Source organism: Amaricoccus sp. (genome assembly GCF_036846665.1).
Lineage (GTDB): Bacteria > Pseudomonadota > Alphaproteobacteria > Rhodobacterales > Rhodobacteraceae > Amaricoccus.
In genome coordinates, this window is record NZ_DAIUBO010000271.1 from 1 (window position 1) to 4,509 (window position 4,509).

The 4,509-nt window shown below is 71.4% G+C and carries 6 protein-coding genes; 4 read left to right on the top strand and 2 right to left on the bottom strand.

The window, feature by feature from the left end; genetic code table 11:
* Both V7050_RS18390 and V7050_RS18395 read right to left on the bottom strand, forming a co-directional pair.
* Positions 1-489: hypothetical protein (locus V7050_RS18390; RefSeq protein WP_324410982.1), on the bottom strand; the 489-nt coding region annotated here is incomplete at its 3' end.
* Positions 490-512: 23 nt separating this feature from the next.
* Positions 513-1,010, bottom strand: coding sequence for a flagellar basal body-associated FliL family protein (locus tag V7050_RS18395; protein ID WP_324366980.1), 498 nt, complete (start codon positions 1,008-1,010; stop codon positions 513-515).
* Between the two features lie 139 nt (positions 1,011-1,149).
* Between V7050_RS18395 and fliF the strand changes: the two genes are divergently transcribed.
* Genes fliF through fliP form a run of 4 tightly spaced genes read left to right on the top strand, consistent with a single transcriptional unit; the run spans position 1,150 to position 4,402 of the window.
* Positions 1,150-2,742, top strand: a complete 1,593-nt coding sequence (fliF, locus tag V7050_RS18400; RefSeq protein ID WP_324366982.1) for a flagellar basal-body MS-ring/collar protein FliF — start codon at positions 1,150-1,152, stop codon at positions 2,740-2,742.
* Entirely contained in the window at positions 2,739-3,350 is a 612-nt protein-coding gene (locus V7050_RS18405; RefSeq protein WP_324366984.1) for a hypothetical protein, read from the top strand. The genes fliF and V7050_RS18405 overlap by 4 nt, the downstream gene beginning before the upstream one ends.
* Positions 3,328-3,663: a FliM/FliN family flagellar motor switch protein gene (locus tag V7050_RS18410; protein ID WP_324366986.1), complete on the top strand. Its 336-nt coding sequence runs from the start codon at positions 3,328-3,330 to the stop codon at positions 3,661-3,663. The genes V7050_RS18405 and V7050_RS18410 overlap by 23 nt, the downstream gene beginning before the upstream one ends.
* The gene (fliP, locus tag V7050_RS18415; protein WP_324366988.1) at positions 3,653-4,402 is read left to right on the top strand and encodes a flagellar type III secretion system pore protein FliP; all 750 of its coding nucleotides are present in this window, start codon (positions 3,653-3,655) and stop codon (positions 4,400-4,402) included. The genes V7050_RS18410 and fliP overlap by 11 nt, the downstream gene beginning before the upstream one ends.
* The last annotated feature ends 107 nt before the right edge of the window (positions 4,403-4,509 follow it).

Sequence of the window (4,509 nt, forward strand, 5' to 3'; positions counted from 1 at the left end):
GGGCCGCAGGGGGGTCTCGAAGGCGGCGAGGCTGCGGGGCTTGGCCAGGACCTCCTCGCGCTTGGGCTCGGGGCGCGCGGGCGCCGCCGTTTCCTTCGGCAGCACCGCGAGCCGCACCGGCGCCGGCGGCACCTGCTCGTCTCGCTGCGGGGCGGGCGGGCTTGGCGGGGCAGGCTGCGCGGCGGCTCCGGACAGGCGCGCCTGGTAGGCCGCCCGCAGGTCGGCGTCGCGGGCGGCCGCGAGCACGCTCTTGAGCTGGGCGGTGGCGGAATCGGCCCTTGCGATCAGCTGGGTCAGGTCCTGCTTGTTCTCGCGGGTCGCGGCGCGGGCCTCCTCAAGCGTGCCGCGGGCGAGCTCGATCTGCCGGGTCAGGGTGACGATGGCGCCGCCCAGGCCGCGGTCAAGCGACTTCAGCTCGTGCACCCGGCGCGCCAGCACCCAGCAATAGCCGCCCGCGAAGAGCGAGGCGGCCAGAAGCAGTCCGTTCATCAGGACATCCATCGCGAGACCCCTCAGTTCATGACGAATTCGGTGACGAGAAGGTCGCGCACCCGGCCTTCGCCGGTCACGACCTGCACGCGGCGCAGCATCTGCGCGCGCAGCCGTGCCGCCGAAGAGGGCTGTTCAAGGTCGCGGACCTCGACGGCGCGCAGGTAGGTGTTGAGCACGTCGAGCACGCGCGGCATGACCTGGGCCACTTCCTCGGCCCGGTCCGGCTCGACCTCGAGCTGGCCGGTGAAGCGCAGGAACTTCGACGAGGATCCCGGCGGCAGCGAGATCATGATCGGCTCCATCGGCACGAAGGCGACCTTGCCGACCACGGCCTCGACGACGGCGTGCTCGTCCTTGCCGCCGCCCATCAGCGTGTCGGCAAGGCCGGAATAGACCGCGTAGAAGCCGCCGCCGCCCAGCGCGAGCGCGGCCAGCGCGCCCATGAGCAGGCTCTTCTTGCCCGATTTCTTCGGTGCGGCATCGGCATCGGCCGCGGGGGCCTCGGCAGGTTTACTCATGGGACACTCGGCAAGTTACGTTCGCGTTTCGATCGCATCTAACCCCTTCACCACTAACCAAATGTTAAGTCTGTTCAGCCGAATATCGCCCCGACCAGACATGAGCCGCGCGCCGCCAGCGCGGCGTGACCGACAGAAAGTGACCGCCCTGACACAGCTCCGCAACTTCTGGGCCGGCCTCGATTCGCGCCGTCAGCTGATCGCGGTGCTGAGCGCGCTGGCGATCGCCGCCGCGATCTTCGGGATCAGCCGTGTGGCCAGCGCGCCCTCCATGGTGCTGCTCTACTCCGGCCTCGATCCGGTCGCCGCCGGCGAGGTGATCTCGGCGCTGGAGGCCGAGGGCGTGGTCTTCGAGGTCCGCGATTCGGCGATCCTGGTGGAGCGCGCCTCCCGCGACAGGCTGCGCATGGACCTCGCCGCCAAGGGCCTGCCGGCGGGCGGGCCGGCCGGCTACGAGATCCTCGACACCCTTTCGGGCTTCGGCACCACCAGTCAGATGTTCGACGCGGCCTATTGGCGGGCCAAGGAGGGCGAGCTCGCGCGCACCATCACCGGCTCGCCGGAGGTGCGCGCGGCGCGGGTGCATCTGGCCAATCCGGTGTCCCAGCCCTTCTCGCGGGCCGCGACCGGCTCGGCCTCGGTGACGGTGACCATGGCGCGGGGCACGCTCGACGAGGGCCGGGCGCGGGCGATCCGCTACCTGGTCTCCTCCGCGGTCGCCGGCGTGACGCCCGAGGCGGTCGCGGTCATCGATTCCGCGAGCGGCGTGGTGCTGGCCGGCGCCGACGAGGGCAATGCCCTGGCCGCGGGGCGCGACCCCGACGACCGCGAGGAGCGGCTTCGCGGCAATATCCAGCGGCTGCTCGAGGCGCGCGTCGGGCCGGGCCGGGCGATCGTGGAGGTCAATGTCGATGCGGACATGGACAGCCAGACGATCAGCGAGCGGCTGATCGACCCCGACAGCCGGATCGCGATCAGCTCGGAGACCGAGTCTAGCTCCGAGAACGCCCAGGGCGGCAGCGCCGGGGTGACGGTGGCGAGCAACCTGCCCGACGGCGACGTCCAGGGCGGCGGCAACCAGAGCACGCGGCAGGCGAGCCAGTCGACCGAGCGGCAGAATTTCGAGGTCTCCGAGACCCGCCGCGAGCGGGTGATCCTGCCCGGCCAGATCCGCCGGATCAGCGTCGCGGTCATGGTCGACGGCCTGCTGGAGAAGACTGCGGAGGGCGTGGAGACCTGGGTGCCGCGCCCGGCGGCCGAGATCGAGACGCTGCGCATGCTGGTGCAATCGGCGATCGGCTTCGACGCCGAGCGCGGCGACACGGTGACGATCGAATCCCTGCAGTTCACCCCGGCGGCGGAGCAGGGCTCGCTGGTGGAGAGCGGCAGCGAGGGCTTCCTCGATCTGCACGGCGCGCGGCTGGCCCAGGTGGGCGTGCTGGGGATGATCGTGCTCGCACTGATCTTCTTCGTGCTCAGGCCGATGATGGCGCGTCAGGCGCCGGTCGATCTGGCCGAGCTGACCGGACCGCGCGCCCTCGGTCCCGATCCGGTGCGCGCGATCGCCGGAGACCGCGACCTGACCGGCGAGATCCTCGACCTGCCGCCGCAGACGCTGACCAAGGTCGACCGGCTGCGCGAGGTCATCACCAGCCGCAGCGAGGAATCCGCCGCCGTGCTGCGCGCCTGGATCGAATCCCCCGAAGCCCGCAAGGAGCATGCCGGATCATGACCGCCTTCCGCCTCCAGACCTTCACCCCGGCCGAGGGCCTGGGCGGCCGCCGGCAGAGCGAGGCCGAGCGCCGCCTGGAGACGGCGCGGGAGGAAGCCTATCGCGCCGGCTTCGTCGCCGGCCAGGCCGCCGCGACCGAGAGCCATCTCGAAGACGAGACGCGCCTGACCGCCGAGCTCGTCGAGGCGATCGGCGACGCCTGCATGACCAACGAGGCGGCGCGGCGCCATGTGACCGAGAGCCTCGCGCCGGTGCTGCGTGCCCTGGCCACGGCCATCGCCCCGGCCCTGGCCGATGCCGGGATCTGCGACGAGGTCGCGCGGCTCGCGGCGCGTGCCGTGGCCGCCGCGCCCGAGGCGCGGCCGCGGCTGCGCTGCGCGCCCGAGCTCGTGGCCCGCGTCGAGGGCCTGCTCGCCGAGCGTGGCATCGCCGCGACGGTCGAGGCCGCCCCGGAGCTCCTGCCGCGCGAGGCGCGGGTGCTCTGGGACCAGGGCTACGACCGCATCGACCTGGAGGATTGCATCGCGCAGGCGCTGGCCTGCATCGGTGCCCATACCGAGCAGCAGAGCGAAGAAGAAGCAGACGATGAGCAAATCCGATACGGATGACGACGGCCAGCCCGAGGGCGCGGAAGCCCCCGCGGGCGAGAAGCCCGCGCGCCAGCCGGCGCGCGCCGGTGCCTTTCTCGGCGTGCCGATCGAGGTCACCATCTCGGTGGGCAAGGCGCGGCCGCTGGTCAGCGAGCTGGTCGAGCTGCGCCGGGATTCGGTGCTGACGCTCGACAGCTCGATCGACGACCCGGTCGAGCTCTATATCGGAGACCGGCTGATCGCGCGGGGCGAGTTGCAGGAGATCGGCGACGATTCCGGCCGGCTCGGCGTGCGCCTGACGGAAGTGGCCGATTTCTCGAATGAGATCTGATCGCCCGGCGGTCCGCGCGGCGCTTGCCCTCGCGCTGGCCGTCGTCCTCGTGCTGCTCGCGCATGGCGCGCAGGCGCAGAACGTCAGCATCGACTTCGGCGAGGGCCAGTCGATCAGCCTGCGCACGGTGCAGCTCTTCATCCTGCTCACCCTCCTGAGCCTCGCGCCCGGCCTCGCGATCATGGTCACCTGCTTTCCATTCATGGTCACGGTGCTCTCGATCCTGCGCCAGGCCATCGGCGTGCAGCAGGCGCCGCCCAACATGATGATCGTGAGCCTCGCGCTCTTTCTCACCTGGTTCGTGATGGAGCCGGTCTTCACCGAGGCCTGGAGCGACGGCGTCGCACCGATGATCGCCGGCGAGCTCGATCCCGAGGCGGCCTTCGCGCCGACCATGGCGCCTTTCCGCGTCTTCATGGAGGGCCGCGTCGACCCCGACACCATCGCCGAGCTGACCGAGGCGCGGGCGCGCCCGGACGAGGCGGCCGGGCCGGTGCCGCTGTCGATCCTGGTGCCGTCCTTCCTGCTCAGCGAGATCCAGCGCGGGTTCGAGGTCGGCTTCCTGATCTTCCTGCCGTTCCTCGTCATCGACCTGGTGATCGCGGCGATCCTGATGTCCATGGGCATGATGATGGTGCCGCCCGCCGTCGTCTCGCTGCCCTTCAAACTCGCCTTCTTCGTGATCGCGGACGGCTGGAGCCTCCTGGCGGGCGCGATGGTCCGGAGCTACGCACAATGACCGAGACAGCCCTCGTTCCCAGCGGCGGGGCCTACACCCGCGCCCCCCCCCCCCCGAACCGGGACCGGATGGATCCCCCCCCCAGCCCCCCGGCGCCAAATGACCCT

Bases quoted from the DNA above. Each gene is read 5' to 3' on its own strand.
- V7050_RS18395 (WP_324366980.1), bottom strand. From the start codon at position 1,010: ATGAGTAAACCTGCCGAGGCCCCCGCGGCCGATGCCGATGCCGCACCG.
- V7050_RS18405 (WP_324366984.1), top strand. From the start codon at position 2,739: ATGACCGCCTTCCGCCTCCAGACCTTCACCCCGGCCGAGGGCCTGGGC.
- V7050_RS18410 (WP_324366986.1), top strand. From the start codon at position 3,328: ATGAGCAAATCCGATACGGATGACGACGGCCAGCCCGAGGGCGCGGAA.
- fliP (WP_324366988.1), top strand. From the start codon at position 3,653: ATGAGATCTGATCGCCCGGCGGTCCGCGCGGCGCTTGCCCTCGCGCTG.